The following is a 24,155-nucleotide window of genomic DNA, read 5'->3' as shown; positions in this document are numbered from 1 at the left end:
CTTGAAAGGGAGCACCATGACCAAAACGCTTTACGCCGAATTCACGGTCAAGCCCGGCAGCGAAGCCCGGGTGGCCGAAATGATGCGCGAGCTCACCGAGAAAGTCCGCAGCGAACCGGGCAACGAACTGTTCCTGCCCTACACGCGTGAGACGAACCCGAGGGAGTACTTCGTTTTCGAGGTGTACCGGGACGAGGCCGCGTTCCGGGAACACATCAGCGCGGACTACGGTGCGGCTTTCAACGGAGAGCTGGTCCGCCACATCGAAGAAGACGGTTCAGTCCTGACCTGGCTGCAGCCGCAGGACTAAGGCGGCCGCGAGCGAGAGGACCGGTGCCCGCGGGGGATCCCGCGGGCACCGGTCCTTTCCGTTGGGTGGTGCAACTACTTGCTGTTCTTCCCCGTACTGAGTGCGGGGGCAAACATGGATGGCCGAAGCGGGGTTACCGTGAGCGACGTGACCCTGGCCGTGCCGCCTTCGGCAAAGAGGGCCACCTGGCCGGCGCCGGCACCCGGAAACACCTGGTCCGTAATGGTTCGCAGGCCGTTCTGGGCAAAGACCTCCACCGACGCGCGGTCGACGTAGATCCGCAGGGTCACGTTGCCGCGTCCATCAACGGTCACCGGCGCCGAGTCCACCGACGTGAACAGTGGGTGGAAGCCGGTGTTGCCGGAATTGCTCCGGTCCACGTAGACCTCGCCGGTTGCTGCGTCGTAGCCGATCTCAGTGGACGTTGTTCCGTCTCCCAGGACCGTTATGCCGGACTTGGCTGCCGTTCCCGGGGCGAACGTGACATCGATCCTTTGCACATCGCCGGACGCCGAGGCTGGGAGCGGGTGGACGCCCGGTGCAATGCTGCGGGCCGTCTTCTCACTGTAGGAAGACTTGGCGGCCAGCTTGTCCACCTGGCTCGCCACCTTCTGAGTCAGCCGGGGCCCGTCAGCCGTTTGCGTGAGGCCCACTTCGCGGGGGAGTGACATGGCGCTGCGCCAAGGGGAAGTGGGGACGAGGTTGGCGTAATCCCAGTTGTTCATCCATCCGAGCATGACCCGCTTGCTCTGGGGCATGTTGCTGAAGGAAACCGAGGCGTAGTAGTCGCGGCCGTAGTCCAGCCAGTCATAGGCCTGCAGCCGCGGCTGGGCCGGCTGTGCCGAGGCAATGAACTCATCGGCCAGGATGTGCCCCCAGCCGAAGCGGTTGTTGTCCACGATCCGGATGCTGGCCTGGCGGCCCCTAAACTCCGCGACATTCCACGATGCCCAGTCCAGGACTTCGCTGTTGGCTCCCGTGGCGGACCGGACTACTTGCCCGTCCACCACGAGGTTGACTGTGGTTTCGTCCGAGCGGGGGATGGCCGCCTGGTCGGTCAGCATGACGTGGTCAAGGGTGAGGTGTCCCCACCCACCGGCGGCCTGGTCCACGACCCTGAGCTGTGCGCTCCGGCCGGCGAACTCCGAAACGTCCCAGCCCTTCCAGTTGAGCGAGCCGGTGTTGTCTCCGCTGAGCCTTCTGACAACGTTGCCATCGATCAGGAGCTGGGCTTCCAGGACTTCCCCGGAGTCAGTGGCGCGTTGCCCGCCGCCGACGAGCATGCTCATGAAGTTTCGGGAGACGGTGAAAGCCGGGGACGTGAGGGTGCCCTGGCGGTCATCACCCGGGGCGCCGCCCGCTTCGAAGGTGTTGATCCGCTTGGCCCCGATAAAGTAGTCGCCGCCTGCCGTGGCCGGCTGGAAGCCGGGCTCCAGGTCCGCGGTTCCGGTCCAGCCGGCGTCGGCCAGTGTGCTGCCGTCCGGAACCTCGAAGCCGTTGAACAACAGGTCCCCGGCCGGGGCATTGTTATCCAGCTTGTCCGAGATGCGGGGATGCTGTCCGCCGCCCACGAGGAAGTTGATGTAGTCACTGCCGACCGTGAACGCCGGTGAACTCATGGAGCCCAGCGGCCAGTCGCCGTCGTTGAAGGAATTGACCAGGCCGGCTCCGGCATAGCCGGTGACCTGGTTCTGTCCTGCCAGTGTTCCCTGTGCCGGCGTATGGCAAACGGACCGTTCTTCCAGTTTCCTTGCTCGTTGTTGACCGTCCAGCCGCCATAACTTCCGTCGTTGAAACCGGCCAGCGGAGTTCCGGCCGGGAGGGAATCCACGGGGTCTGTGGTGTCCGCAGTGAACGCGGTGCCGTCAAAGTCACCCACGAAGTACTGCCCTGCAGAACCGCCCGCTACGCCGCCAGGATTGATGTTCACCACCATGACCCACTTGACGTTATCCGGATTTCCGTCCACGGCCAATGGAAACAGGTCAGGGCATTCCCATAGGCCCCCAGTTGCGTTCGCCGGCCCGAAGGAGCTCAGCTCGGTCCAGTCCTTGAGGTTATCGGACTTGTAGAGGAGCACCTTGTGGTCCAGTGCCTCCACGGCGGTCATCACCCAGTAGCCACCGTCGGGGGTGTCGTACCAGAAGACCTTCGGGTCGCGGAAGTTGGCTGAGTTGCGGTTGAGGACAGGGTTTTGGCCGTACTTGGTCCAGGTCTGGCCCTGGTCCAGGCTGTACGCCAGGGACTGCGCCTGCAGCCCGCGGTGCGGGGATGCGTCCTTGTAGGCGCTGGTAAAAATCGCCACCAGGGGAGGATTCGTCGCGGTGCCGAAGCCGGAGGAGTTGTTCTTGTCCACCACCACGCTGCCGGAGAAGATGTCCTGCTGGTCATCCGTAGGGATCGCCAGCGGTTGCTCCTTCCAATGGACCAGGTCAGTGGACGTCGCGTGCCCCCAGGACATGTTCCCCCAGGTGTTCCCGGACGGGTTGTGCTGGTAGTAGAGATGGTAGACGCCCTTGTAGAAGACCATCCCGTTGGGATCGTTCATCCAGTTCTTCTCCGGCGAGAAATGGACGGCCGGGCGGTACTGTTCTTCACCCGGAGTGGTTGACGCTCCGGCCGGGATGGCCCCGGCCAAGGCGCCGCCAAGGGCCAGGCCTGCCAGTGCCACGGCGGTGACTGCCCGCAGGCCAAGGCTTCGTGTTGTGTGCATAGTGCTGAGGTCGCCCTTCATCGCGCGTGCCTTTCCCAGAAAGACAACGTTGTCAGTGGAGGGAACGCTAAATTAAGTCCACGAGACAAGTCAACGGACTGGTACGCGACAGATCGAAGAAGGCACGGCAGAGCGCGGCGGGCAGGACCACCCCGGCGTCGCTGGTCCCCGGCGGTTCCTAGTCCTCCACGCCGGTCCGGTACGAGGCGAGGAACGCGGCGATCCTTCGGACTGCTTCCTCGATGTCCTCCACCGACGGGAGGATGACGAAGCGGAAGTGGTCCGGCCGGGGCCAGTTGAACGCAGTGCCGTGCGAGACCAGGATTTTCTGTTCACGCAGGAGGTCCAGGACAAACTGTTCGTCGCTCTTGAAGGGGTAGAGCTCCGGGTCGAGGCGGGGAAACAGGTACATGGCTGCCGACGCGGGGACACACGTGACGCCGGGAATGGCCGTGAGCAGCTTGTGGGCGCGGTCCCGCTGCTCGCGGAGACGGCCGCCCGGCCGGACCAGGGCCTCGATGCTCTGGTAGCCGCCAAGGCACGTCTGGATCGCGTGCTGGGCGGGCACATTGGGGCACAGGCGCAGGGAAGCCAGCAGCTCCAGGCCCTCCCGGTAGGCCAGCGTCGCCGCAAGCGGGCCCGTGACGGCCACCCAGCCTGCGCGGTACCCCGGCATCCGGTAGGCCTTGGAGAGGCCGCTGAAAGTCAGGACGCAGATGTCCTCGGCCACTGAGGCGGTATGGATGTGCCGGGCCTCCTCGTACAGGATCTTTTCGTAGATCTCGTCCGAGAACAGCACCAGATGGTGTTTGCGCGCCAACGCCGCAAACTGCTCCAGGATGTGCCGCGGGTACACGGCCCCTGTGGGGTTGTTCGGGTTGATGATCACGATTGCCTTGGTGCGCCTGGTGATCTTTGCTTCGACGTCGGCCATGTCCGGCCACCAGTGCTCGTCCTCGTCGCACAGGTAGTGCACCGGCTTGCCGCCGGTCAGCGTGACGGCCGCTGTCCACAGCGGGTAATCGGGGGCCGGAATGAGGATTTCGTCGCCGTTTTCCATGAAGGCCTGGAGGCACATGGAAATGAGTTCGCTGACGCCGTTGCCGATGAAGATGTCCTCGACGCCGATCTGCATCAGGCCGCGGGTCTGGTAATACTGCGAGATGGCCGTGCGCGCCGAGAAGATTCCCTTGGAATCGCTGTAGCCCTGCGCCCCGCGCAGGTGGTGGATCATGTCCACCACCACCGACTCGGGGGTCTCCGGCCCGAAAGGCGCGGTGTCGCCAAGATTCATCTTGAGGATGCGGTGCCCTTCGGCTTCCATCTCCTTCGCCGCCTGGAGGATGGGTCCGCGGAGTTCGTAGCGGACGTTCTGGAGTTTGCTGGAGTGCTGCATGGGACGCATGCTTGATCTTTTCACAGCCCGGGCAGGACAGCACCTGCGTTTGAGCTTGCCGCAGCCGGGTCTGCCGGGTCTTCGCGGCGTTCCTAGGATCGGTCGGCTTGCCCGTCTTTTGATCCTGATGCCGCTCCGGTACCCCTTGCCCGCCCGGGGCCCGCAAAAGAATTTTGGGCACCGCGTAACTTTTCCGGAACCCGCAGCGATGTAAGGGGAGTGTGGACCTCGTCCGCACCGCTTGAGTGGCCGGATCCAACCTGGCCGTTACTGACACTGTTGTATATGTTTTCGGAGGGTTTCATGTCCTTGTTCACTGTTTTTGCCACTAGTAAGGTTGCCGCGAGCGCATTGGCGGCCGGTACGCTGGCGGTCGGTGGCACCGGCGCAGCCGCCTTTGCCGGAGCGCTTCCTTCTGACGTTCAGCAGAGCGCCCACGAACTGCTCGGCGCCCCCGCCCCGCACGTCGGCGGCGTGTCCGAGACCGCCACGGCCGACGCCACCGCCGAAGCTTCCGCTTCTGCCACGCCGTCCGCTTCGGCAGATGCCGCAGCAACCGGCTCCGATGAGGACGCCAGCGCAGACGCCTCGGCAACCGCCGTCGGCCCGGACGCCACCGGCCCCGCCGCCTACGGCCTGTGCACCGCCTTCACCAAGGGCGGCCTGGACGCATCCTCCACCGGCTTCAAGTCGCTGGCCATCGCCGCTGAGGGCGAAGCCAACATCGAAGGCTACTGCGCGGACGTGACGGCCGAAGGCAAGGCAGCTGCCAAGTCCGAGGGCAACAAGGTAGAAGGTGCAGGCTCTGGCGAGGCCGCAGCCGACGTTGAGGCTCCGGAGGTTCCGGAAGCCCCCGAGCTGCCCACCCAGGCAGCGGTTCCGGCAGCCCCGGAACTCCCCGCCGAGGTCCCCACCCAGCTCCCGGAGCTGCCCACCTCAGCTGGCCGTCCGTAACACAGGCACCTATGGTGGACCGCGGGACTTTTCGCTGTGGCGGAAGTCCCGCGGTGCAACCGGCGCAGGTTCGCAGCCTTCCGAACCTCGGACAAATGTGACCGCGCTGCGCGGGATGGAGGAGCCTTAGGGTGCTCAACACTTTGGCAGATGAATACGTGCACACGGACGGGGCCGACCCCGCCGTGATGTTCACCCTTGTCTACCGAAAGTTCTCCGGCGCCGTCCTCGGTTACCTGAGGGCGCGCGGAGTGGATGATCCCGAGGCGGTCACGCAGGACGTGTTCCTGGCCTTCTATCCGAAGCTTAAGGGCCTGAGCGGCGGACTTCAGGGCGCCAAGTCGCTCATTTTCTCCATTGCGCACGCGCGGATGGTGGACCACTACCGCCGCAACGAGCGCACACCGGTCCTCAGTCCTTATGAGTCAGACCTCGACGGACGAAGCTCGGCCTCGGCCGAGGAGCTGGCGCTCGCGAAGGTGGACGGCGGCGGTGCGGGAGCCCTCCTCGAGGGACTCAGCCCGGACCACCAGGAAGTCCTCGCCCTGAGAGTGGTGGCGGACCTGTCCGTGGAACAGGCCGCCGAGGTCATGGGCAGGACGCCGGGAGCAGTCAAACAGTTGCATCGCCGGGCGCTCAGCGCCCTCAGGGAACGCGCCTCAACAGGAAGCCAGGCACATCATGAGTGACAACTCCTCATCCCGGAACCAGCGGATCATCGACGAACTGCTGGCCGACGCCGGCATGGACGACGCCGGCGATCTTGGCCCCGTTCTGCTGGAACTGCGTGCACTGGCCGCCGACAGCCCCCGGCCGTCCGCCGCGGTGGAAGCGCTGATGGCGCCGGCCGCAACGCTGAGAGCGGTTCCCGCTGTTCCCGCTGAAGCTGCCGTTCCCGCACCCACCAGGGCGCTGCCCGCCGCCGCACCCACCAGGGCGCTGCCGGCCGCCGCTGCGGCCTCCGACGAACCTGCTCCTGGCCAGCCGGCCGTGGATGAACTGGCTGCCCGACGGCGGCGCAAACGCCGGCTGCCTCTGACGGCCCTATCCGTCGCGGCTGCCCTGGCCGCCGGAGGTGCCGCTGCGGCAGCCTCCGATGAAAACTTCCGCCACACCCTGGGCAACGTCGGTCATGCCGTGACCTTCTTCGTGGGGACCCTGACTCCGGGAAACGGCGGCAACACTTCCGGCCAGCCGTTGCCGGGGACCGGCGGAACGACGCCGGGTTCGCCCGCGCCCGCTTCACCGGTGCCGTCGCCGGCGGACGGCGGGTCAGCCGGCGGCGGGCAATCCGGTCAGGGCAGCGCAGGGGAAACCGCCGCACCCTCGCCGGGCACGGCCCGCACGCCCGGACACACCCTGCCGGGGGAACCCGAGCCCCTCGACCCGGGAACCGTTCCGGGGCACCTGTCCACGGGGAAACCGCTCCCGGCTGCCCCCGTGAGCCCGGATCCGTCCGAGCTTGTTCCCACGCCGCCGGTGGAGCTGCCCGTCCCCGAGCTGCCGGTTCCGTCCCCGAGCCGCTGATCGCGGGTGCCGGGGAGGCGCCGGGTCAACCGGCGGCTAGTAGCCGCCGGCGGCGGCCTTCACCATGTCTCCCGCCGGGCTGACCAGGTACCAGACATCGTTGACGCCCTGGCCGGTGATGTCACCTGCGGCCTTGTCCTTGACGTAGTAGTACACAGGCAGGCCGTTGATCGTCACCTGCTTCTTGCCCTCCGGCGTCGGGATTGTTGCCACGGTGCCGGTGACGCCCTCAACAGCGGGAGCGTCCGATTCCGTGAGCACAGGCGGCCATGCGGCGATGCAGGCACCGGTGCACGCGCTGGTGGCGGAGTCCTTCACGTCCTTGGTGAAGAAGTAGACGCTCATGCCTTTTGCGTCCACCACGATTTGGCCGGCGGCCGATGACGCCGTCTTCAGTTCGGCTGCTCCTGCGGGGACGGGGGACGACGACGTTGCCGCGGGAGTGGACGCCGACGTCGTCGAACCTCCCGCAGTGGTGGGCGTCGAAGGTCCGGTTCCGCCGCCACAGGCGGTGAGTGCCGCGGCCAGCGCCACAATGTACAGCCCGGTGCCCCAGTGTTTCTTCATGTTCGGCTCCTTGGATTCGTGCCGGCCAAAACGGTGCGGGAATCAATGCGGGCCGGCGCTACCCGGTACGACGTGCCAGGGAACAGAATGGTTCACAAGCGGAACGGATGGCAGCGGCTGCTCCGTACCGTGTGCACCGGTGAACCGTTTGCGGCCGGACGGCGTCATAAGTGGGGAATGGCGGGCGTCCGGCCCGCCGCGGCAGCGCAAGGCAGCACACACCATGCAGGGCACCATCAGAACAGCGGGAGGGGCGGGGATGCCGCTCGATGAAGACGTCGTGGCAGCGATTTACCGGGAGCACGGCCCGGCGCTGCGGCGCTTTGTGCTGAGTGCCTGCCGGGATCCGCACCTGGCTGAGGACGTCGTCCAGGAAACCGTGCTCCGCGTCTGGCAGCAGGCTCCGGAGATTACCGGCAGCCTGCGGAGCTACCTTTTCCGCACCGCACGGAACATCATGATCGACAACTACCGGAAGGCCCAGCGCCGTCCCCTCGAGGGGGCCGAACGGGATGTGGCGGATCCCGCGGAAGCCAGCGAACGCGTTGACGAACTGCTCAACCGCGTCCTGATGGAGGAGGCCCTGCTCCGGCTAAGCACCGAACACCGGGACGTCCTGGTGGCACTGCACTACCGCCGCTGCACTGTCGCGGAAACGGCCGTGGAGCTGAACATCCCCGCCGGGACGGTGAAGTCCCGTGCGTTCTACGCGGTGCGGGCGCTGCGGACCATCCTGGACGAAAGGGGGGTGCAGCGGTGAGCAGCGCGGACGTGCACCACCTGCTGGGAGCGTACCTGCTGGGCGGCCTGGAACCGGCTGAAGCGCTGCGGTTCGAGCAGCATCTGGCAGGGTGCGCCGACTGCCGCCGGGAGCTGGACGAACTCGCCAGCCTGCCGGCGCTGCTGGATGCCCTGCCTGTTGCCGACGCCGTCGCCCTGACCGGGCCGTCGGCCGCGGCGGCAACCGCGGAAGCTACTTCGTTGGGGGCAGCAGCTTCCGCGGGGGAGCCCGCCGCGCTGCTGGATGAACTGGCAGTACGGCGGCGGAAATCGCGACGGCGGCGGGTGGCATTCGTCGGGGCGGTAGCCGCCGCGTGCCTGGCATTGGGGGTGCTGGCTGCGCCACTGGTCAACCAGCCGCCCCGGCCGGACGCGAGCTACTCCGTGGAGGCCCCGGGCGGCCTCCAGGTCCAGCTTGCCCTGATGAAGAAGGCATGGGGGACTGAGGTCTCGTTTTCCGGCACCAGCCTTCCCACCCAGGGCACCCTGTCCCTGTGGGTCAAGGGCGAGGACGGCACCGAGGACCGGGCGTGCAGCTGGTCCGCGACGCCCGGTGGCCGGTCCAGGATCACGGGGGCCACGCCCGTCCAGATCAGCCGGATCAGCAGCGTGGAACTGCGCAACGAGGGCCAGCAGACAGTGGCCGTCATTTCCATGGTGGACGGCTCGTCCGGAGCCCATTGACGCGCTCCGCGGCCGGTGGGACGCTGGGCACATGGTCCGCGGCAGGACCGGGCGGTTCGCCCGGATTCAGCCCTTTGGCATCGACAAGGTGGCAGCCGCCGTCGGTGGTGATCCCGACGTGCTCCGCATGGAGAACCTGGACACGGACATCGCGCCGCCGCCGTCGGCCATCATCGCCACCCGCGAGGCAGTCGGAAACAAGGCCGCGAACAGCTGGCTCCCCTTCACCGGCACGCTGGCCCTCCGCCAGGCCGTGGCGCACCGCCTCCGGCAGCAGACCGGGCTTTCCTACGATCCACGCTCCGAGGTGGTGATTACCGGCGGCGCGCTCGCCGGAATGCTGAGCGTGCTCCTGGCAACCGTGGACCACGGCGACGAAGTGATCCTCACGGATCCCACCTATGCGGGCATGATCAACAGGGTTCGCCTGGCAGGGGCAGTGCCCGTGTTCGTCCCGCTCGTGGTTTCGGGCGGACGCTGGCGCCTCGATCCGGCACGGCTGGCGGCGGCGGTTTCCGCCCGCACCCGGGCCGTCCTCCTGATGAGCCCGTCCATGCCGTCCGGCCACGTTCTCAACGACGCCGAGTGGGGCGCCGTCCGCGACGCCTGCCAGCACGCGGACTGCTGGCTGCTGTACGACGCCGCCATGGACCGGATCCTGTTCGACGGACTGCCGTACCGGCATCCGGCGTCGTTCCCCGAACTGGCGCCGCGCACCATCACGCTCGGCGGGGTCTCCAAGAACTACCGCATGATCGGCTGGCGGGTCGGCTGGGCGGCCGGCCCCGCGGAGGTCATGGGCGACGTGGCCCTCGCGGCGATCTACAACACCACCGTGGCCAGCGGCTTTGGCCAGGCCGGGGTCCTCGCTGCCCTCACCAACAGCGACGACGGAATTGCCGGCGCCGTCCAGGAATGGCAGTCGCGCCGCGACCTCGTTGCCGCCGAGCTGGCCGGACTTCCCGTGGTGATACCCGAGGGCGGCTGGTCGATGCTGCTGGATGCCGAGGCACTGGGGCTGAGGGCACCGGAACTCTCCCGGCGGCTCCTGGCTGCCGGCCGGATCGCCGCGACCCCCATGACGGCGTGGGGCCAGGACGTGGCGCCAAGGTACGTGCGCCTGGTCTACGCCACCGAACCCCTGGCGCGGCTGCAGGGCATCGGGGCACGGGTACGGGCCGCCCTGGAGGCCCCGGAACCGGTTCGCGGGTTCGGCCCGGCGACGGCGTGACGTCACGCAGTTCGCGGCCCGGAGCCACGAACTCGGGCGACTTCGCGGGGTGCTAGGGCGTCAGGCTGCGGAACTCCGCCACGAGCTGCGGGTCCTCGCACGCCCGGGCGAAAGCCTCGATGCGCTTTTCGATCTCGCGGCCCAGCAGCCAGCTGCCGATTCGCTCAGCCGCGGGCCGCAACCATGCCGGCCGGCAGGAAAAGGTGTATTTCCAGACCGCCCGGGTCCCGCCGTCGGCCGGGGTGAAACGCCACCCGCCGCCAAAGTTGCCGAAGAACCACGGCCCGGACACCATGGTCATGCCCACGTTCCGGGGCGGTGCGAAGGAGACGTATTCGCTCACCATCACCATGCCCATATTCGACACCGTCCGGGTGCGCACGCCCTTGCCGGCAGCCCGGGCGCCGTCCAGCCAGCCCTGCGACCAGATGAAGGGATCCCACTTCAACCGGAAGTCACCGGTGGACTGGGAGAACGCAAAGGCGGTCTCAGGATCGAGTCGGATGAATCGTTCGGCGCGTACCTGGGGCATGCGTCCACCCTAGCGGGGCGGCCCGGGCGGCCCGGGCGGACGCAGGCGGCTCACATCTTGGCCAGTTTTGCCCGCATCATGGAATAGACGCCGTAGCAGATCAGGCCGATTCCGGCGGCGGCCAGCAGATAGAGCCCGAACGGCTGGTCCCGCAGGGCCTTCAGGCCGCCGTCGAGCCCGGTGGATTCCTCCGGGTGTGACCGGATGGTGGCGATGACAATCAGCAGGCCCACCAGCAGCAGCGCGAAGCCCTTCGCGACGTAACCCACCACGCCCAGGACACTGACGGCAGTACGCGTGGTGCCCGGGGCAGGCATCCTGAGGTTCTTTTCGAACGACTTCCGGACGCCGCGGATCCCATACACAATCCCTGTGATGGCCACCGCGGCGCCGATGGCAATCAGCAGCGCAACCCCGCCGGGGGCTTTCATCAGCGCAATGGTGAAATCGCTGGTGGACCGGCTGTTGTCCTTCCCGGTGCCGATGGCGAACGAGGCGAGCGTAACGGCGAAGCCGGCAAAGACCACGGCCTGGCCCGCTGCCTTAAGTTTCTTGCCGATTTTTTCGCGCTTTGGCAGGTGGCTGAAGTCGAAGATCGCATCGCTGGTCTGCCAGATGGCGAGCGCAACGCAGGCGGCGAAGCTGCTCCACAGCAGGATGGGCCCGGCCGGCTGGCCGGAGAGTTCCTCCACGGCACCGCTGACGTCCGCCTTGCCTTCGCCGCCCATCGCCAGGCGGATGGCGATGGCACCCACCAGGAAATGCAGGATGCCGCTCACGGCGAAGCCGGCCCGGGCCATGATCTCCAGCGGACGCGAATTGGTGACTTCCTCAGCCGTCCCGGCGGCTTCTCTCAGTTCTTTTTTGATGTCCGGATCCTCGTGCAGTTCTCGTCGCTGCGGGTTTGTCCCGCCGTTGGTGTTAGAGGCCAATCGTGCCACGGGAACCGGCTCCGGAACAGCTCCCCGTCCGGGCGAAGTGACCTGCCCCGTTTCCCGCTCCGGGACGTGAGGTACGGCGGTGGGGGCGGAGTGCCCCTGCCTGCCGGAGGGGCCGCATGGGGAGTGATGCCCATGGCACCCCCTGGTGCAACGTGGCACGATATGGACCAGCCACCACCTCGCACCTGCATCACTCTCTGGGGAGACACCATGACTTTTTACGGTGCTGACGTCAGTCAGCTTCGCGCCTTGGCCAAGGCCGCAGACAAAGCTGCTTCGCAGCTCAGCACCAGGGCCACCTCGCTGCAGAGCCAGATCCTTAACGCCCCGTGGAAAGGCGGCGACGGCGAGCGTTTCCGGCAGGAGTGGACCGGCAGCCACCGCCCCAGCATCGAGCGGGTGGTGGCAAGCCTCCGGCAGAACTCGAAGATCCTCCTCCAGCACGCCGAGGAACAGGAAAAATCCTCCGCGGCGGGCACCGGCGGAACCGGCGCGGGGACGGGCGGGCTCCCGGGCCTGCTTGACCAGGCAAAGAATTGGGTGCAGGAAAAACTCGAAGCTGCCCGCGAGGCTGCCGAACACCGCGCCGACCTCCGGGGCCAGCTGGACACGATGGCCGGGGCCAGCCCCGAGGAACAGGCCAAGTGGTGGGACAGCCTCTCCGCCGCGGACAAGAAGTACCTGATCGAGGGCGAAGGCCCGGACGGCCCGCTAGCCAGGGACCTGATGGCCATGGACGGCGGTATCCCGGCCTCAGCGCAGGACCTCGCGCGGCAGCACCTGCTGGAGCTGGCCAAGGAAGACATCCCCGTCTACACCGAGACGGGCAAGGCCTCCATCGAAGCCCGCGTCCTGTGGGTCCACGGCGGCGCCGAGGTGGGCACCGAGGTGGTGGAAAACGCGGACGGCTCGGCCACCGTGAAGGTGTACGGCAACATGGGCCTGGGCGTGAACGACGCTACGGGGTCCGCCGGTGCCACCCTGACCGGCGAAGTGGCCCGCGAGTACACCTTCGACAGCATTGAAGAAGCCATGGCGGCCCGGAACCAGATGTACGCGGACCTTCCGCCGGACAGCGTGGGCGATATCAAGGACGTGGCCGGCAACCCGCCGGACTACATCCTGGACACCCTGAACGAGGCCGCCTCGGATAACGGCTCCAGCGGCCACGAGGACAAAGCCAAGGGGTCGCTGAGCTTTGAGGCAGGGGCCGATTCGGCCGATGCCGCCGCCTCCGCGAAGCTGGAACTGGCCTATGAGAAGAACCTCAGTGACGGTACATCCAAGGGCAGCGTGGAAGTGTCCGCGAAAGGCAACCTGGACCTGGACGGCCGGACGTTCGAGGCTTCGGGCAAGGGCGGCCTGGAGCTGAACATGGACAAGGAGAACAACCTCAGTTCGGTGTCCCTGTCCATGGAAGGTACCGTGGCGCAGGGCGTCAAGGAGGGCATGGATGTCAAAGCCGGCAGCGTGGAATCCAGCGTGACCGCAGGCACGCAGGGCACCGTCAAGATCGACATCGACTACACGCCGGAAAACAGCGCAGTGATCGACAGCTACATGAAGAACGTGGCCCTGGGGAACGACGCCGCAGCGGCCAGGGACGCCGCGAAGCTCTACGAGGCCGGGTCGGCCACGGTCCAGGTGAACAGTGTGGTCACGGCGTCCAGCGAGGCCGGTTTCGACGTCAAGGCCGGCGAGGTCAAGGTCAGCACGGAGAACCAGGTCAGCACCAACGTCAGTACGTACCAGAAGGTCCCGAACGACACCAAGCTGTCCCGGCTGTAGTTCCGCCGCCTGCCCGGCAAACGCCGCGCCTGCCCTGCAAATATTGAGTTACCGCTGAAGGAGCAACCACCAGCCATGACAGTCCACATCGAATCCCCGCTCGGTTTCACGGCCGATTTCCCCGAGCACACCCTGATCCTGGACGACTCCACCGCCGGCCCCAACACCGAACAGTACGGGCTGCTGGGGGACGTCCTCGTCACCGTCATCAAGGATGACACCTCCGTTGAAGGTCCGGCAGAGGCCAACGGCTGGGCACACCTCATGTCATCCCACTACCTTGAAGAGCGCGGCGGCAGCCTGCTGACCGAGGGCGAACTCAACCTCCCCGGCAAAGCCGCCTACGCCGTCGTCGTCGGCTATGACGACCAGCGGGGCGACGCGAAAGCGGCCGCCACTGTGGGCGTGTGGGAGAAGGACCGGTTCATCGGTGTGGTGGTGATCTGGCCGTATGTCGACCCCCAGCTCGAGCCGCGGATCGGCCTGCTCAAGGAAGTGGTCGGCGCCATCAGGGTGAGCTGAGGCGGCACTTAGCCGAGGAGGGGCCAGGGGCCGGCCAGGCCCGCCCAGGTCCACATGCCGCCGGTCAGGTTGAAGGTGGTAAAAGCCAGGCCCAGGAGCCCGGTGATCCTCCCTGCGTTCATCCGTCGTGACCGTTTGATCGCCACGATTCCGGTGATCACCGAGGTAAGGACCAGACCGGCCAGCAGGCACACCAGAATGGTCAGCAGCGCCCAATAGCCGCTGGTGTCCGCCAGCGGGACGTTCGCCATCAATGGCTCGGCGGCTGCCATGATGAACGTTGACAGGCCCACCATGGCCGCGACCGGTGCCAGCACAGCACACACCAGGCTGGTGATGCCGGCCGCCAGCCCGCGCGAATCAGCGGACGGGCGTTGCGGGGCGGCGGGCTGTGCGGAGGCCATGGTGCATCATAGCCGCCGGTAGCACAGATCGAAGATGAGGCGGCCTGCTTCGTGGGCCTTGTTTTCGAAGCTGGTCCGGATGCGGCCCTCGAAGCGCGGCGCCCAGCCGCCGGTTTCGTCCACGCCTTCGTTGGGGCCGGTGTGTTCGGTGCTCACCGGGGCACGGCCCTCCTTGACCGGCGCCCCGCCCACCAGGGACTCGACGCCGGACTGCCACACCTGGGTGAGCGGGCTTTCCGGGCCCCTGCGCTCGCCGTCGTGCAGGTTCACGAAGTCGGCGGAGCCGGCCATCACATCGCGGACATGGACGGCGTAGTTGGACCAGTCGGTGGCCACCCGGAACAGGCCGCCGGGCTTCAGCGCCGTGGCAACGAGGGCGGCGAACTCTGGCTGGATGAGCCGGCGCTTGTGGTGCCGCGACTTGTGCCACGGGTCGGGGAAGAAGACCCACACCTCGCTGACCGAACCCGCGGGCAGCATGGTGGCCAGGACTTCCGGGGCGTTGGCCTCCACGACGCGCACGTTGCTGAGCTTGCGGCTGTTGATCTTGATCATGGTGTTCGCGAGGCCCGGGGTGTACACCTCCACGGCCAGGAAGTCCCAGTCCGGGTTCTCTTCGGCGGCGTGGCAGACGGCATCGCCCAGGCCCGATCCGATCTCCACGATCAAAGGAGCCGTCCTGCCAAACTCCGCCTCGGCGTCGAACACGTAGTCCGGGTGCACCGACGTGTTGGCGATGTGCCGCGGGACATCCACGGCCCAGCGGTCCGAGTGTTCCTCCCAGGCCTGCTGGCGGCGGCCCTGCAGCCGGGTTCCGCGGCGCACGAAACTGACCGGTCGGCCGCCGTACGTACCGAACGAGGCCTGGCTGCCGGGAGTCACCGGGCGTGTTGCCTGCGGCTGCTCCGGTGCGGCCTCCGGCGACTGGGCAGGGGAGGGCTCGGGGGTTTCTGGGGATTCACTCATCCTTTCCAGAATAGAGGAGTCCCGGCGTCCGCCCGCATGGGTAGGGGCCGGCTTTCCCTGTCCGAGGTCCGTGGCAGACTGTCCGCATGGATGACGCAACGCGCGATTACTGGGACGGGCAGGCGGCGGATTTCGACCGGGAAGCAGACCACGGCCTGCTCGATCCCGGCGTCCGCCAGGCGTGGGCGGAACTGCTTTTGCCCCTGATTCCCCTGCCCGGCAGCGAGGTCGCCGACCTGGGCTGCGGCACCGGCAGCCTGTCCTTGCTGTTGGCGGAGGCGTGCCACCGCGTCCGGGGCCTGGACCTGTCGGGCCGGATGGTGGATGCGGCCCGGGTCAAGGCTGCCAAGGCGGCTGGCGCCGGGATGCCTGCGGCGGCGGAGTTCCAGCAGGGTGATGCCTCGGATCCGCCGTACCCTCCGGCGAGCTGCGACGTCGTGCTGGCCCGCCACGTCCTCTGGGCACTCCCCGATCCGGATGCCGCCCTGGGCCGGTGGGCGAGGCTATTACGGGAGCCAGGGACATTGCTGCTCGTGGAAGGGCTGTGGGGGACCGGCGCCGGCATACCGTCGGCAGAATGCAGTGAACTCGTGCGTCGGCACCGCCACCACGCCGAGGTGGTGCCGCTGACAGACCCCGCGCTGTGGGGCAAGGAGATCAGCGACGAACGCTACTTGATCCTGAGCCGAAGCTGACGGGACCGCCGAGGGTGACGATGTGTTGACACCGCAGCCGCCACGGGGCCTGCCAGAATGGGGTCCGTGACCATACCGAAAAGCTCCCACGACTCCTCCCTGAGCGGCACCGGCCCGGGCGACCGGGCCGGAACGCTGGTGGACGCCGAGATCGATGACGACCCCGCAGCGGAGCCCACCCGGGTGGGCAGCCGCCGCGCCCTGGCCTACCTGGGCGTGTGCCTGGTCCTGATCGGGCTGAACCTCCGCACCGTCTTTTCCAGCTTCTCCGCGGTACTGCCCGAAGTGACGGCCGACGCCGGTCTTCCGGGCTGGGCGGTGGTGGTCCTCACCACGGTGCCCGTGACCCTGCTGGGCGTTTTCGCCCCGCTTGCGCCGGTCCTTGCACGGCGTTTCGGTGCCGAGCGGGTGCTGCTTGGAGCCATGGCCGTGCTCACCGCCGGCCTGCTGCTGCGCCCGGTTGAGCTGCCCGGTCCCGGCCACCTTCCGGCGCTGCTGGCCGGGACAGCGGCCTGTGGTGCCGCGATCGCCCTGTGCAACGTGCTGCTGCCCGGCCTGGTGAAGCGCGACTTCCCGCACCGGCTGGGCCTGATGGGCGGGCTGTACACCACGGCAATCTGCGCCTCGGCCGCCCTGGGTGCGGGGTTCACCTACCCGGTCTTCAGTGCGTCGGGGGAGTGGGCGGCGGCGCTGTGGTTCTGGGCGCTGCCCGCCGCCGTCGTCCTTCTGTTGTTCCTTCCGCTGGCGCTCCGGCAGCGGCACCCGCGGCACCAGGCCGTTGCCGACGGCATCAACGTCTGGCGCTCGGCGGTCGCCTGGCAGGTGACCATCTTCATGGTGCTGCAGGCCATGATGTCCTTCAGCGTGTTCGCCTGGCTGGCACCCATCCTGCGGGAACGCGGAGTGGACGGCGGGACGGCCGGGCTGATCGTCTCCGCGTCCATCGTCCTGCAGATGCTCGGTTCGCTGTTCGCGCCGGCGCTGGCCGCACGGTTCCGCGACCAGCGGGCCATCAACACGGTGGTGGCCCTGATGACCGGCGGCGGGTTCGCGCTGAGCATTTTCGGGCCGCTGGACTTCATCTGGGTGTGGACCGGGCTGCTGGGCCTCGGGCAGGGCAGCCTGACGGCCGTGGCGCTCACCATGATCATGCTGCGCACCCGGGACGGGCACACGGCGGCACACCTGTCCGGCATGATGCAGGGCGTGGGCTACGGCGTCGGCTCCACGGGCACGCTGATGGTGGGCCAACTGCACCAGGCCACGGGATCCTTCGCCGCGGCGGGTGTGCTGTTCCTGGTGGTGGGGTCGCTCGCCGCGGTATTCGGTTTCCGGGCCGGGCGGGACCGCTTCATCGGCGGTTAGCCGGCTGAGGGGCGGCACCTGCCGCCCCCTCAGCCCCCTGCGGCGTCAGCCGGCCTTAGTCCTTGCCGAGGCCGGCCGCGCTGACCTTGCTGCCGCCGGTTTCGGCGGTGACGCTGTTCAGGGCGGCGAGGTCGAAGATGCCGTTGATGTCAGCCTGCTTGGTGGTGCCGGCCTTCACGCCGTCCTCAAGCAGTTTCTTGTAGGCCCCGGCCAACGGGTCCACGGTGAACACGATGTTCTTCAGGGACCGGTCGATGACGTCCGGCTTCAGCTCGGCGCCGGATGCGTCCTTTAGGGCGGCGTTGATAACGGTGGACTTCTCGTCGGCGGCCGCGGAGTTGAGCCAGGCCACGGACTCGGCGTGGCCCTTCAGCAGGGCTTTGACGGTTTCCGGGTGGTCCGCGGCGAACTTCTTGCTAACGATCAGAATGGTGGTGGGGAACTCGCCCGGCTTGCCCGTCAGCGACCCGTCCCACAGATCCTTCTCGTCCACCAGGACCTTCGCGCCGGCCTGCAGCACCAGCCGGGACGCCCAGGGCTCGGGCAGCCACGCGCCGTCGAGCTTGCCGTCCTGGAACAGCTTCAGGGTCTGCGCGTTCTCGGTGGGGTTGATGGCCACGTCGCCGCTGCCGTCAGTGTTGGTCTTGTAGCCCTGGCCGGCCAGCCAGGCCCGCAGCGCCACGTCCTGGGTCCCGCCGAGCTGCGGCGTGGACAGGGTCTTGCCCTTCAGATCCGCCGCAGCGGCAATCTCCGGCTTCACCACCAGCTGCGCGCCGCCGGCCGCGGCGCCGGCGATGATGCTGACGGACTCGCGCTTGCTCTTCACGAACGAATTGATCGCCGGGTTCGGGCCGATGTATGTGGCATCGATGGCACCGGCGTTCAGGGCTTCGATCGCGGCCGGACCGGCGTTAAATACCTGCGTGCTGAGCTTTGTACCGCCCAAGCTCTTGGCAATGAAGCCTTCCTTCACGCCCACCAGGGCCGCGGCGTGGGTGACGTTGCCGAAATAGCCCAGTTTCAACTCAGCAGCAGGCGTGCCGGCGGCAGCTGCGGCCGCGGGCTGCGCCTCGGGGCTTCGGTTGAGATTCGACGCCGCTGCCGCGCCGCCGGCTATCAGGGCGACGAGGCCCGCGGCAATGCCGATTCCGAGTGCGCGCTTGCGCTTTGCTGCGGAGTTTTGTGGTTTGGTGCTTTGGCCCGCCACGATGCGGGTGGATCCTTCTGGGTTTTGATGCGATGACATGGGGATTCCTTCACGATTGCGGCGTGCCCGCACAGGGTTTGCCGCCGGACGACAGTCGGAGGACGGAGGCTCGAGGCGGCATTCCTGCCGCCCTCCGTCATGGGCCAGCAGCCGGGCCTGTTGCTCTTGTGGAGCTTGTCCGGTGCCCCGGTCCCAGCGCTTGGACTGAGATTACGGTCCGTCCGGCGGCACGAACAACGGGCCGCGACGCCTGCGTTCACCGGCGTTCACAGGGTGACTCGCGGCGTCATCCAAACCCCGCAAGGTGCAGGCCCGGAGCGCCAAAAAGTCACCGGGCGTCACGTAAGGTAACGGCCGCCGTCGTGAGGTTCCTCAAGCGGCGCACCGCGTAACTGCCTAGGGACTGGCATCAGGCGAACAGGCCCTCGCCGACGAAACCTCCCTCACGGCAACCCGGCGGGATGGCGAACACAGCTGAGCCCACCGGCGTCGTCCACTGATTGAGCATGTCCATCTCATCCAGCCGGCGCTGGATGGGAGTGAACTGCCTGTCCACGTCGGCCTGGAAGGACACGAAGATCAGCCCCGAGTCCGAAACGCCACCGGCGCCCGGTGCGGCGTCGTAGTTGTACGCCCGCCGGAAGATCCGCTGGGAACTGTCCTCGGGCCGGGCCCGGCGCAGGTGGGAGACGTCCGAAATCACCGGGAAACCGAGTTTGGAGACGGCCTTGAAGTCCGGCTCGTCGTGCTCCTGGGTGCCGGTCAGCGGTGCGCCGTTGGACAGCCGGCGGCCCATGGATTCCTCCCGGCCGACGCGGTCCACCTCGTCCCACTTGTCCAGGTTCATCGCGATCCGGCGGATGACCACCGAGGTGCCGTTATCCACCCACGGGCGAATATCCCCTCCGCCCCAGACCACGTGCTCGTGGTCCGTACTGTCCGGCGCCGGGTTCGAGGTCCCGTCCACCTGGCCGAAGAGGTTCCGCATGGTGGTCCCGGACTTCTCGCTGCCATACGCACGCCGGAAGCCGGTCTGCACCCAGCGGACGGTCGCGAAGCTCCGGCTGTCCTTGAGGAGCATCCGCTGGGCATGCGCCACGGTCAACGGATCGTCCGCACAGATCTGAAGCAACAGATCACCGTGGGAAAATTCGGGCCGGAGCCGGTCGACACCGAAGGCCGGCAGCGGCTGCAGCCAGCGCGGGGCCCGTGCGGGGTCCACCGCCGCAACCAGTCCCGGTCCGAAACCGAACGTCACCGTCAGCCGGGCCGGCACCCGGGCCAGCTCGCCCTCCGTGTCGGCCAGTGCCTGTTGTCCCGCGCAAAGGTTCGCGGCGTCGTCACTGAGCAGCCGCAGCAGCGCCCTCACACCGGAGCGCGTCGTACCGGGCCGTAAATCAAGGGCGACGAAAACGCCGTGGGCCTGCGCCGCCGTCGTAATTCCTGCCTGGCGGTCGCCGTAGAACGCAACAACCCCGCCGCCGTGGACGTTGGCTGCGGGGTCAGCCGCCGCGGGGTTCGCCGCCTGTTGAATTCCTGCGCCGGAGAGGTGGGCGCCGGCTGCGGCCAGGGCCCCCAGCCCCGCGGCGGCGCCGCCGAAGAGCAGTCCGCGCCGCGGCAGTTTCCGCGGTGCACCCGTCTCGTCGCTGTCCGCGGTTGCACCCGCGGGCCGCTGGTCCCCGGCGCTCATTTTGAGGTCGACGACGGTGCGGAACCGGGTGCGCTCCCGGTGCTGGAGGGCTGGCCGTGGGACATGCCGGCGCCCCCTTCTTCTTCGACGTAGCTCTCGTTGGCGCCGCTGAAGTCCTTCGCCACGGCGGTGAATTCGAAGCTGCCGCCGCCGGCCAGCTCCAGGGTGAAGGTGACATCAGCGCCGGCGGTGACTGGCGCGGTAAGCCCCACCAGCATGAGGTGGTTGGCACCCGGCTCCAGTTTCAGTTCGCCGCGGGCCGGGATCACAAAGCCGCCCTGCTTGGCCTGCATCCGCATGGCGCCGTCGGCTCCCATGGCTGTTTCGTGCAGCTCGACCGTCCGGGCCGCCGCGGTGGAGGCACCGGTGACGGTGATGTCGGCATCGGAGGTGTTCTTAAGGACGCCGAAGCCGCCGGTCATGCCGGACGCGGCGGCCTTGACCCACGGCTGGCTGACGGCCAGCGCGGCGGCCGCATTGGCCGGGGCGGTTGCGGCGGCAGCCGGTGCCGGCGTGGACGCCGGCGCAGCACAGCCCGTCAGCGCCAGGGACGCGGCGGCGAGAAGGGAAAGGGCGGGGTAGACAAGTTTTTTGGACATGGCGGAGCTCCTGAATGGTCGCGGGAGGCCGTAGCGGGCCGGCGCGGAAAGGTGTTGTTGGCTGTGGTGAAAGGCGGCTAGGACGCAGGCGGAGCCAGGGGCGGCCCGCGGTGGCGCATCACCAGCAAGGGCGCGCCGAGGTTGCGCAGCGGCCTGACCGGACGGTTGGCAGGCAGTGCCCGGGCGGCCGGGCGTACCGGCAAAGGACGGAAAAGCGGGAGCAAGGCCGTCACGCGCAGGCGCATGGCCCGCACCAGCCGTACGACGGCGGTCTCGCCGTGGCGGAGGACGGCCACGGTCAGGGCAGCGGCACCAGCGTGTCCCAGCCACATCAGCGGCGAGGCGTGGTCCGTCGCGGAGGAGAAGATCGTGCCGGTGGCAGGTTCCAGCACGGACAAGTGGGCCAGGTGGCCGCGGTCCGTAGCGCCGGACCCGTGCGCAGCCGCTGCCCCGCTGAAGAGCCAGTGGAAAAGGCCCTGGCTCAGGACTACGCCGAAGGAGAGCCGCCACAGGGACAGTCCGCGGCCCGTCAGTGCGGTACACACCAATCCTGACAGGGCCAGTGCCAGCAGCAGCAACGGAAGGTCGGGGGCGTTCCCGCCTGCCGCGAGATGCGATCCGGCGGCGATGGAGGTGGCCACGACGGCGCCGATCCAGCCGCGTACAAGGCGCAGGCCGCGTGCCGTCATTGTTCCTCCTCGCTCAGGGTAATTCTACAAGTTGTCGAAGATGCGCCGTCAGTCCTGCGGCCGCGGCCTGGCGGGAAACAGCGGGCGGCAGTCGGTGCAGGCGTCGACGTCGGGATCTTCCGATCCGCTGCGGCCGCGCGTCACCTTGCGTTCCAGCTCCAGCCGGCCGTGCAGGGCCCACGCCATGACCCCCACGGACAGCAGGCCGACGGCGATCTGGACTGACGGCAGGGCTTCCCTCGCCGAGCTCGCCCACACCGCGCCGAAGAGGCCCAGGGCGAACCAGCGCAGATCGCACAGGGTGCCCGCCGCGCCAATCGGTGCGTTCACGTAGCTGCCAACCAGGAAGCCGGCCAGGATCGAGCCAGCAGCTACCAGGGCGTAGCCCGCCCAGCCGGTGCCGCCACCGGCAATCATGCCGTTGGCGGACACGAGGAAGACGGCGGCGAGGCCGGCCGCGGCGATGGCCGTGGCGGCGCGCGCTTTGGACCAGTTGCGGAGCACGTGAGCCAGTTGGCGCACGCGCCCGTGGCCCGCGGGCGTCCCTGCGGCGACAGGGAGGATGCCGTGTGTGGGTTTGGTGTTGGTTGTCATGGCTAGTCCAGGTCCTGGAGGGGACGTCGCGGCTGCAGCGCGGTCCAGATGATCACGGTAATGACCAGGGCTATCGAGAGGAAGCCGAGCCCGGAATAGCCGACGGCGGCCAGCACCGGACCGGCCAGCGCACCGCCGGTGGCCCCGGCTGCGTTCATGCTCAGGTCCGAAACGCCCTGGATGGCCGGCCGGTCCTGCACATGCGCCGATTCGGCCACCAGGGCGGACCCGGCCACCACCGACGCGGACCAGCCCAGCCCCAGCAGGATCAGGCTCGCGGTCACGGCTGTGCCTGATTCCGCCGCCAGTCCTGCCAGCACCAGCGACGACAGCAGCATGGCCTGGCCCAGGAGGATGGTGCGCAGCCGGCCGGCCTTGTCCGCCATCCAGCCGAAAACGGGGGACAGCGCGTACATGCCGGCGATGTGCAGGCTGATCGTCAGTCCAACCACAGTGAGGCTGGCCCCGTGGTCGCGCAGGTGGACGGGGGTCATGGACATGAGCGCCACCATGGTGGCGTGGCTAAGGGCGACTGCGGCCACCGCATACCTCGCCCTGGGGTTGCTGCGCAGGATCCGCAGGCCGCTCTTGGGCTGGGGTGCTTCGAGGTCGGGCACGCGCGCGGCCATCGCGGTGAGCAGGGGGTCCGGCCGCAGGGCCGTGCCATAAACTACGGCGGCGGCGACTTGGGCGGCCACGGAAAAGGCGAACGCGCCGGTCAGCGGGGGCAGGCCGAGCACGGCACCCACCGCCTCGCCGGGACCGAAGAGATTCGGTCCCAGGACGGCTCCGATGGTTGTGGACCAGACCACAATCGAAAGGTCCCGTCCACGTGAACCGGGGAGCGCAAGATCGGTCGCCGCGAAACGTGCCTGCAGATTTACTGCGGAGCCGGAACCGAGCAGCATGAGCCCCAGCAGGAGCAGCGGAAAGATCCCAAGTGCCGTGGAGGCGATGGCCACCACGGCGCCCGTCCCGGCAATGAGGGCGCCGGTGGACAACGAGACCCGTCGCCCGCGGGCCTGGGCCAGCCGGGCCAGGGGCACAGCGGCGAGGGCGGCGCCCAGGGTGCTCATCGTGGCGGCCATTCCGGACCATGCGTTGGAACCGGAGAGCTGGGCTGCCAGCAGGGAGCCCAGGGACAGGGTCGCGCCCATGCCGATGCCGCCGAGGATCTGGCCGCCGACCAGGACGGACACCACGCGGCGTTGAAGCCTGTGATCTTCCGGGCCCGGCTGGACCGGGGTGGCGGCTTTCCCTGGCGCGGCGGCTCCGTCCAGCCTCATGCCTTCCGGCCGATCCTGTGTGTTCATGCTGATCCTTCTGGGCTCCGGCGCGTGGCTCCCCTCGTGCCGGGGATCACTCCAATATACCCCAAGGGGTATTGTTGGTCATGTCGGGTGCGGGTGTCGCGCCTGTCATGTTCCATGAGGATACGGTCTGCCCCGGCCTTCGTGTGTTGCTACCGCGGACTGGAGCACGGCTCCCGCGCCTATGCTGGTGGGATGGAGAATGTTGGTGCAGGGGAAGCGCAGGTCGTTGACCATCTCGCCCTCGCCGTGGCCCTCCTCGACATCTCCGCCGACGTCCGGCGGAAGTCCCATGAGAATACCGGGGTCCGCCCCTTGCCCAACGGTCTCCTCGAGATCCTCCGGGTGATCGAAAGCCATCCCGGTATTAACGTCGCTGAAGTGGCTAACCGCCTGGGCCGGCAATTCAGCAACGTCAGCGTCCAAGTGCGCGAACTCGTCACCGGAAACCTGGTGACCCGCACGCGCGACGCCGCCGATAAGCGGTACGTCACCCTTCACCCCACCGCAGAGTCCCAGCGCATCAAGAACCTCCTGGAAGCCGCCTGGGCGGAGTCGCTGGCGGCGGCCAGCTCCAAGCTCCTCCCTGCGGAACGAGAGCAAATCGCCGCGAGCCTTCCGGTGCTCCAGCGCCTCGCTTCGATCCTCGACGAACCCGCGTAGCCATCACCACACCGCACCGGGAGCCGGC

The 24,155-nt window shown here is 68.1% G+C and carries 24 protein-coding genes and 1 pseudogene; 12 read left to right on the top strand and 13 right to left on the bottom strand.

Annotated features, from left to right (window positions below):
• Window positions 1-16 precede the first annotated feature (16 nt).
• Window positions 17-310, top strand: a complete 294-nt coding sequence (locus AC1MDG_RS19585) for a putative quinol monooxygenase (protein WP_479806194.1) — start codon at window positions 17-19, stop codon at window positions 308-310.
• A 74-nt stretch (window positions 311-384) separates the two neighbouring features.
• Here AC1MDG_RS19585 and AC1MDG_RS19580 read toward each other — a convergent pair.
• Window positions 385-3,044 (bottom strand): annotated as a pseudogene (locus AC1MDG_RS19580) (GH32 C-terminal domain-containing protein).
• Between the two features lie 157 nt (window positions 3,045-3,201).
• Window positions 3,202-4,428 carry a pyridoxal phosphate-dependent aminotransferase gene (locus AC1MDG_RS19575; RefSeq protein WP_479806192.1) on the bottom strand — a complete coding sequence of 409 codons (1,227 nt, stop codon included), beginning with the start codon at window positions 4,426-4,428 and terminating at the stop codon, window positions 3,202-3,204.
• Window positions 4,429-4,722: 294 nt separating this feature from the next.
• Here AC1MDG_RS19575 and AC1MDG_RS19570 point away from each other — a divergent pair, with 294 nt between their 5' ends.
• The 3 genes from AC1MDG_RS19570 (at window position 4,723) to AC1MDG_RS19560 (ending at window position 6,900) form a co-directional block, all read left to right on the top strand.
• Complete coding sequence (locus AC1MDG_RS19570; protein WP_479806190.1) at window positions 4,723-5,373, top strand: protein tyrosine phosphatase; 651 nt, start codon at window positions 4,723-4,725, stop codon at window positions 5,371-5,373.
• A gap of 131 nt (window positions 5,374-5,504) precedes the next feature.
• A complete protein-coding gene (locus AC1MDG_RS19565; RefSeq protein ID WP_479806188.1) occupies window positions 5,505-6,062 on the top strand; it encodes an RNA polymerase sigma factor in 558 nt (185 codons plus the stop codon).
• Complete coding sequence (locus tag AC1MDG_RS19560; RefSeq protein ID WP_479806186.1) at window positions 6,055-6,900, top strand: hypothetical protein; 846 nt, start codon at window positions 6,055-6,057, stop codon at window positions 6,898-6,900. The genes AC1MDG_RS19565 and AC1MDG_RS19560 overlap by 8 nt, the downstream gene beginning before the upstream one ends.
• 36 nt (window positions 6,901-6,936) lie before the next feature.
• On the opposite strand, the gene AC1MDG_RS19555 is transcribed toward AC1MDG_RS19560, so the two are convergent.
• A complete protein-coding gene (locus AC1MDG_RS19555) occupies window positions 6,937-7,467 on the bottom strand; it encodes a COG4315 family predicted lipoprotein (RefSeq protein ID WP_479806184.1) in 531 nt (176 codons plus the stop codon).
• 259 nt (window positions 7,468-7,726) lie between these two features.
• Between AC1MDG_RS19555 and AC1MDG_RS19550 the strand changes: the two genes are divergently transcribed.
• The 3 genes from AC1MDG_RS19550 to AC1MDG_RS19540 are packed head-to-tail and all read left to right on the top strand — an operon-like array spanning window position 7,727 to window position 10,162.
• Window positions 7,727-8,227: a sigma-70 family RNA polymerase sigma factor gene (locus AC1MDG_RS19550; protein ID WP_479806182.1), complete on the top strand. Its 501-nt coding sequence runs from the start codon at window positions 7,727-7,729 to the stop codon at window positions 8,225-8,227.
• Complete coding sequence (locus AC1MDG_RS19545) at window positions 8,224-8,931, top strand: anti-sigma factor family protein (protein ID WP_479806180.1); 708 nt, start codon at window positions 8,224-8,226, stop codon at window positions 8,929-8,931. Before AC1MDG_RS19550 ends, AC1MDG_RS19545 begins: the two co-directional genes overlap by 4 nt.
• Before the next feature lie 31 nt (window positions 8,932-8,962).
• The gene (locus AC1MDG_RS19540; protein WP_479806178.1) at window positions 8,963-10,162 is read left to right on the top strand and encodes a pyridoxal phosphate-dependent aminotransferase; all 1,200 of its coding nucleotides are present in this window, start codon (window positions 8,963-8,965) and stop codon (window positions 10,160-10,162) included.
• Window positions 10,163-10,214: 52 nt separating this feature from the next.
• Here the strand turns inward: AC1MDG_RS19540 and AC1MDG_RS19535 are convergent, their stop codons facing one another.
• Both AC1MDG_RS19535 and AC1MDG_RS19530 read right to left on the bottom strand, forming a co-directional pair.
• Window positions 10,215-10,694: an SRPBCC family protein gene (locus tag AC1MDG_RS19535; RefSeq protein ID WP_479806176.1), complete on the bottom strand. Its 480-nt coding sequence runs from the start codon at window positions 10,692-10,694 to the stop codon at window positions 10,215-10,217.
• A gap of 50 nt (window positions 10,695-10,744) precedes the next feature.
• Entirely contained in the window at window positions 10,745-11,635 is an 891-nt protein-coding gene (locus AC1MDG_RS19530; RefSeq protein WP_479806174.1) for a DUF1206 domain-containing protein, read from the bottom strand.
• Window positions 11,636-11,845: 210 nt separating this feature from the next.
• Between AC1MDG_RS19530 and AC1MDG_RS19525 the strand changes: the two genes are divergently transcribed.
• Both AC1MDG_RS19525 and AC1MDG_RS19520 read left to right on the top strand, forming a co-directional pair.
• The gene (locus tag AC1MDG_RS19525; RefSeq protein ID WP_479806172.1) at window positions 11,846-13,423 is read left to right on the top strand and encodes a hypothetical protein; all 1,578 of its coding nucleotides are present in this window, start codon (window positions 11,846-11,848) and stop codon (window positions 13,421-13,423) included.
• Window positions 13,424-13,498: 75 nt separating this feature from the next.
• Window positions 13,499-13,945, top strand: a complete 447-nt coding sequence (locus tag AC1MDG_RS19520; RefSeq protein WP_479806170.1) for a hypothetical protein — start codon at window positions 13,499-13,501, stop codon at window positions 13,943-13,945.
• 8 nt (window positions 13,946-13,953) lie between these two features.
• Here the strand turns inward: AC1MDG_RS19520 and AC1MDG_RS19515 are convergent, their stop codons facing one another.
• Both AC1MDG_RS19515 and trmB read right to left on the bottom strand, forming a co-directional pair.
• Complete coding sequence (locus AC1MDG_RS19515; RefSeq protein WP_052500640.1) at window positions 13,954-14,349, bottom strand: hypothetical protein; 396 nt, start codon at window positions 14,347-14,349, stop codon at window positions 13,954-13,956.
• 6 nt (window positions 14,350-14,355) lie between these two features.
• Window positions 14,356-15,315, bottom strand: a complete 960-nt coding sequence (gene trmB / locus AC1MDG_RS19510; protein WP_479806168.1) for a tRNA (guanosine(46)-N7)-methyltransferase TrmB — start codon at window positions 15,313-15,315, stop codon at window positions 14,356-14,358.
• Between the two features lie 86 nt (window positions 15,316-15,401).
• Here trmB and AC1MDG_RS19505 point away from each other — a divergent pair, with 86 nt between their 5' ends.
• Together AC1MDG_RS19505 and AC1MDG_RS19500 are read left to right on the top strand one after the other, a co-directional pair.
• A complete protein-coding gene (locus AC1MDG_RS19505; protein ID WP_479806166.1) occupies window positions 15,402-16,010 on the top strand; it encodes a class I SAM-dependent methyltransferase in 609 nt (202 codons plus the stop codon).
• Between the two features lie 57 nt (window positions 16,011-16,067).
• Window positions 16,068-17,375 (top strand): MFS transporter, encoded by a 1,308-nt coding sequence (locus tag AC1MDG_RS19500; protein WP_479806164.1) that lies wholly within the window; start codon window positions 16,068-16,070, stop codon window positions 17,373-17,375.
• A gap of 55 nt (window positions 17,376-17,430) precedes the next feature.
• Here the strand turns inward: AC1MDG_RS19500 and AC1MDG_RS19495 are convergent, their stop codons facing one another.
• The 6 genes from AC1MDG_RS19495 to AC1MDG_RS19470 form a co-directional block, all read right to left on the bottom strand.
• Window positions 17,431-18,621 carry an ABC transporter substrate-binding protein gene (locus tag AC1MDG_RS19495; RefSeq protein ID WP_479806162.1) on the bottom strand — a complete coding sequence of 397 codons (1,191 nt, stop codon included), beginning with the start codon at window positions 18,619-18,621 and terminating at the stop codon, window positions 17,431-17,433.
• Window positions 18,622-18,991: 370 nt separating this feature from the next.
• Entirely contained in the window at window positions 18,992-20,272 is a 1,281-nt protein-coding gene (locus AC1MDG_RS19490; protein ID WP_479806160.1) for a Dyp-type peroxidase, read from the bottom strand.
• The gene (locus tag AC1MDG_RS19485) at window positions 20,269-20,871 is read right to left on the bottom strand and encodes a copper chaperone PCu(A)C (RefSeq protein ID WP_479806158.1); all 603 of its coding nucleotides are present in this window, start codon (window positions 20,869-20,871) and stop codon (window positions 20,269-20,271) included. The genes AC1MDG_RS19490 and AC1MDG_RS19485 overlap by 4 nt, the downstream gene beginning before the upstream one ends.
• A 77-nt stretch (window positions 20,872-20,948) precedes the next feature.
• Window positions 20,949-21,560 (bottom strand): hypothetical protein, encoded by a 612-nt coding sequence (locus AC1MDG_RS19480; RefSeq protein ID WP_043484819.1) that lies wholly within the window; start codon window positions 21,558-21,560, stop codon window positions 20,949-20,951.
• A gap of 48 nt (window positions 21,561-21,608) precedes the next feature.
• Complete coding sequence (locus AC1MDG_RS19475) at window positions 21,609-22,154, bottom strand: hypothetical protein (protein ID WP_479806156.1); 546 nt, start codon at window positions 22,152-22,154, stop codon at window positions 21,609-21,611.
• A 2-nt stretch (window positions 22,155-22,156) separates the two neighbouring features.
• Window positions 22,157-23,467 carry an MFS transporter gene (locus AC1MDG_RS19470; RefSeq protein WP_479806154.1) on the bottom strand — a complete coding sequence of 437 codons (1,311 nt, stop codon included), beginning with the start codon at window positions 23,465-23,467 and terminating at the stop codon, window positions 22,157-22,159.
• A 192-nt stretch (window positions 23,468-23,659) separates the two neighbouring features.
• On the opposite strand from AC1MDG_RS19470, the gene AC1MDG_RS19465 reads away from it, so the two are divergent.
• The gene (locus tag AC1MDG_RS19465) at window positions 23,660-24,127 is read left to right on the top strand and encodes a MarR family winged helix-turn-helix transcriptional regulator (RefSeq protein ID WP_479806152.1); all 468 of its coding nucleotides are present in this window, start codon (window positions 23,660-23,662) and stop codon (window positions 24,125-24,127) included.
• Window positions 24,128-24,155 lie beyond the last annotated feature (28 nt).

The organism is Arthrobacter sp. AIWTK1, assembly GCF_056680535.1.
The sequence above is the reverse complement of the archived record's forward strand: the minus strand, read 5'-3'. Positions and strand labels throughout refer to the sequence as shown.

What these genes read in the sequence shown, in the direction of transcription:
- AC1MDG_RS19475 (WP_479806156.1), bottom strand. Translation starts at nt 22,154, where the DNA reads ATGACAACCAACACCAAACCCACACACGGCATCCTCCCTGTCGCCGCA.
- AC1MDG_RS19480 (WP_043484819.1), bottom strand. Translation starts at nt 21,560, where the DNA reads ATGACGGCACGCGGCCTGCGCCTTGTACGCGGCTGGATCGGCGCCGTC.
- AC1MDG_RS19500 (WP_479806164.1), top strand. Translation starts at nt 16,068, where the DNA reads ATGGGGTCCGTGACCATACCGAAAAGCTCCCACGACTCCTCCCTGAGC.
- AC1MDG_RS19550 (WP_479806182.1), top strand. Translation starts at nt 7,727, where the DNA reads ATGCCGCTCGATGAAGACGTCGTGGCAGCGATTTACCGGGAGCACGGC.
- AC1MDG_RS19465 (WP_479806152.1), top strand. Translation starts at nt 23,660, where the DNA reads ATGGAGAATGTTGGTGCAGGGGAAGCGCAGGTCGTTGACCATCTCGCC.
- AC1MDG_RS19540 (WP_479806178.1), top strand. Translation starts at nt 8,963, where the DNA reads ATGGTCCGCGGCAGGACCGGGCGGTTCGCCCGGATTCAGCCCTTTGGC.
- AC1MDG_RS19575 (WP_479806192.1), bottom strand. Translation starts at nt 4,428, where the DNA reads ATGCGTCCCATGCAGCACTCCAGCAAACTCCAGAACGTCCGCTACGAA.
- AC1MDG_RS19470 (WP_479806154.1), bottom strand. Translation starts at nt 23,467, where the DNA reads ATGAACACACAGGATCGGCCGGAAGGCATGAGGCTGGACGGAGCCGCC.
- AC1MDG_RS19555 (WP_479806184.1), bottom strand. Translation starts at nt 7,467, where the DNA reads ATGAAGAAACACTGGGGCACCGGGCTGTACATTGTGGCGCTGGCCGCG.
- AC1MDG_RS19495 (WP_479806162.1), bottom strand. Translation starts at nt 18,621, where the DNA reads ATGTCATCGCATCAAAACCCAGAAGGATCCACCCGCATCGTGGCGGGC.
- AC1MDG_RS19535 (WP_479806176.1), bottom strand. Translation starts at nt 10,694, where the DNA reads ATGCCCCAGGTACGCGCCGAACGATTCATCCGACTCGATCCTGAGACC.
- AC1MDG_RS19485 (WP_479806158.1), bottom strand. Translation starts at nt 20,871, where the DNA reads ATGTCCAAAAAACTTGTCTACCCCGCCCTTTCCCTTCTCGCCGCCGCG.
- AC1MDG_RS19490 (WP_479806160.1), bottom strand. Translation starts at nt 20,272, where the DNA reads ATGAGCGCCGGGGACCAGCGGCCCGCGGGTGCAACCGCGGACAGCGAC.
- AC1MDG_RS19525 (WP_479806172.1), top strand. Translation starts at nt 11,846, where the DNA reads ATGACTTTTTACGGTGCTGACGTCAGTCAGCTTCGCGCCTTGGCCAAG.
- AC1MDG_RS19505 (WP_479806166.1), top strand. Translation starts at nt 15,402, where the DNA reads ATGGATGACGCAACGCGCGATTACTGGGACGGGCAGGCGGCGGATTTC.
- AC1MDG_RS19560 (WP_479806186.1), top strand. Translation starts at nt 6,055, where the DNA reads ATGAGTGACAACTCCTCATCCCGGAACCAGCGGATCATCGACGAACTG.
- AC1MDG_RS19570 (WP_479806190.1), top strand. Translation starts at nt 4,723, where the DNA reads ATGTCCTTGTTCACTGTTTTTGCCACTAGTAAGGTTGCCGCGAGCGCA.
- AC1MDG_RS19515 (WP_052500640.1), bottom strand. Translation starts at nt 14,349, where the DNA reads ATGGCCTCCGCACAGCCCGCCGCCCCGCAACGCCCGTCCGCTGATTCG.
- AC1MDG_RS19585 (WP_479806194.1), top strand. Translation starts at nt 17, where the DNA reads ATGACCAAAACGCTTTACGCCGAATTCACGGTCAAGCCCGGCAGCGAA.
- AC1MDG_RS19520 (WP_479806170.1), top strand. Translation starts at nt 13,499, where the DNA reads ATGACAGTCCACATCGAATCCCCGCTCGGTTTCACGGCCGATTTCCCC.
- trmB (WP_479806168.1), bottom strand. Translation starts at nt 15,315, where the DNA reads ATGAGTGAATCCCCAGAAACCCCCGAGCCCTCCCCTGCCCAGTCGCCG.